Origin of the sequence: Streptomyces mutomycini (genome assembly GCF_001700505.1) — a bacterium.
In the GTDB taxonomy this organism is placed as follows: domain Bacteria; phylum Actinomycetota; class Actinomycetes; order Streptomycetales; family Streptomycetaceae; genus Streptomyces; species Streptomyces mutomycini.
On the sequence record NZ_MAPV01000367.1, the window covers coordinates 1 to 512 of the forward strand.

Here is a 512-nt window from a genome sequence, read left to right on the forward strand (position 1 = left end):
CTCCCTGTACGCGACCGCCTACCACCTGACCGGCGACCGGTTCGAGGCCGAGGACCTGCTGCAGAGCGCCCTCTTCTCGACGTACCGGGCGTGGGACAGGATCAGCGACAAGGCTGCGGTCGGCGGATACCTCCGCCGCACCATGACCAACCTGCACATCAGCGCGTGGCGCAGGCGCAAGCTCAACGAATACCCGACCGAGGAGCTGCCGGAGACGGTCAGCGACACGGACGCGATGCGGGGCACCGAACTGCGGGCGGTGCTCTGGCAGGCTCTCGCAAGGCTGCCGGAACTCCAGCGCACGATGCTGGTGCTCCGCTACTACGAGGGCCGCACGGACCCCGAGATCGCGTCCATCCTCGACATCAGTGTCGGCACGGTGAAGTCGAGCATCTGGCGGTCGCTCCGCCGGCTGCGCGAGGACGAGGTCCTCAGCTTCGGCCGTGACGAGGAGGAGTCCTTCGGCGAGCTGGTGGCCTGAGGTCTACGGGGAACGGGGAACGGGGGACACG

At 68.4% G+C, this 512-nt stretch carries 1 protein-coding gene; it reads left to right on the plus strand.

What is annotated here, in order from left to right; genetic code table 11:
• A partial coding sequence (locus BFF76_RS30490) for a SigE family RNA polymerase sigma factor (RefSeq protein ID WP_079122536.1) occupies nt 1–481 on the plus strand: 481 nt, incomplete at its 5' end.
• Between the last annotated feature and the right edge of the window lie 31 nt (nt 482–512).